Source organism: Stenotrophomonas sp. 2YAF22, assembly GCF_052114665.1.
In the GTDB taxonomy this organism is placed as follows: domain Bacteria; phylum Pseudomonadota; class Gammaproteobacteria; order Xanthomonadales; family Xanthomonadaceae; genus Stenotrophomonas; species Stenotrophomonas indicatrix.
The window spans coordinates 1-1,508 of the sequence record NZ_JBFRFE010000824.1 but is presented as its reverse complement, the minus strand read 5'-3'; the positions used below and the strand labels follow the sequence as shown (position 1 = coordinate 1,508).

Below are 1,508 nucleotides of genomic sequence, written 5' to 3'. Positions count from 1 at the left end.
CCAGCACGGCGTCATGCACGTTCTCCGGCGTCAGGCCTCCGGCCAACAGGAACGGCCGGTGCAGGCCGGTGGGGATACGCGACCAGTCGAAGGCCACGCCGGTACCGCCGCCGCCGCCAGGTGYATGGCTGTCGAACAGGAAGCCGGCGGCGCTGGGGTAGCGCAGCTGCAGGGTGCGCGCATTGATCTCCTCGCGCCCGCCCATGGCGATCGCCTTCAGGTAAGGCATGTTGAAGCTGCGGCAGAAGCTCTCGTCTTCCTCGCCATGGAACTGCAGCAGGGTCGGCCGCACGGTGCGCAGCACCTCGCGCACTTCTTCCCTGCTGTTGTTGCGGAACAGCGCCACCACGTCGACCATCGGTGCGATCGCCTGGCGCATCGCGCGCGCTTCGGCCGGCGCGACCCGGCGGCTGCTCTCGCGGGCGAAGATGAAGCCCACCGCATCCACGCCCAGCTCGCCGGCCAGGCGCACGTCGCCGGCACGGGTCATGCCACAGAACTTGATGCGGGTACGGTAGTAGGAGCGGCTCATAGCGTTACCTCGGCGGGCAGATGCCAGTTGTCGGGGTACAGCGGCCCCAGGAACACCAGTCCCTGCGGAGGAGCGGTGGGACCGGCCACGGTGCGGTCGCGCCCGGCCAGCAGTTCGGCGATCCACTCCACCGGCTGCTCGCCACTGCCGACCAGTATCAACGAACCGACGATATTGCGGACCATGTGATGAAGGAATGCATTGCCGCGCACCGCCACCTCGATGACGTCGTCGTGGCGGCTGACCTGCAGCGACTGCAGCTCTCGCCGGGCATGCAGGGCCTGGCACTGGACCGAGCGGAAGGCGCTGAAATCGTTCTCGCCCAGCAGGGCCTGCCCGGCCTGGTGCATGCGCTCGGCATCGAGCGATCGCCGCTCCCAGCTCAGGGTCTGCCGGCCCAGCGCCGGGCGCACTTCGCGATTGAGCAGACGGTAGCGATAACGTCGTGCGCGGGCGGAGAAACGGGCATGGAAGTCATCCGCCACCGGCACGCACCAGCGCACCGCGATCGAACGCGGCAGGCGGGTGGTGGTGCCGAGCATCCAGGCGCGCGGATCACGCACCACGTCGGTGTCGAAGTGCACGACCTGGCACTGCCCGTGCACGCCGGCATCGGTGCGGCCGGCGCAGACCACCTGCAGCGGGGTGTCGGCCACCGATGACAGGGCCTGCTCCAGGCTGGCCTGGACACTGGGTCCGCCCTCGCCCAGGTTCTGCCATCCCCTGAAATCGCTGCCGTCGTACTCGACGCCGAGCGCGTAACGCATGTGCTACCTCGATGTTGCGGGTGGGGCGGCACTCAGGCCGGGTCGCGCTCGGACCAGACCGCCAGTTCGTTGCCACCGGGCTCGACGAACTGGAAACGGCTGCCGCCGGGGAAAGAAAACACGGTTCGCACGATCTGGCCACCGGCCCTGCGCACCGCCGCTTCCATCGGTGCCAGCTGGTCGGCATACAGCACCAGCAGTGGCGCGCC

The 1,508-nt window shown here is 69.0% G+C and carries 2 protein-coding genes and 1 pseudogene; all 3 read right to left on the bottom strand.

The features are described from left to right. Window positions 1–532: phosphoribosylanthranilate isomerase (locus AB4Y84_RS21480; RefSeq protein WP_442250907.1), on the bottom strand; the 532-nt coding region annotated here is incomplete at its 3' end. Continuing rightward, window positions 529–1,299 (bottom strand): tRNA pseudouridine(38-40) synthase TruA, encoded by a 771-nt coding sequence (gene truA / locus AB4Y84_RS21475; RefSeq protein ID WP_312112473.1) that lies wholly within the window; start codon window positions 1,297–1,299, stop codon window positions 529–531. The genes truA and AB4Y84_RS21480, both read right to left, overlap by 4 nt. Window positions 1,300–1,331: 32 nt before the next feature. Beyond that, window positions 1,332–1,508: pseudogene (locus tag AB4Y84_RS21470) on the bottom strand (VOC family protein); the annotation flags it as partial.

Coding starts and splice junctions, on each gene's coding strand:
- truA (WP_312112473.1), bottom strand. CDS start 1,299: ATGCGTTACGCGCTCGGCGTCGAGTACGACGGCAGCGATTTCAGGGGA.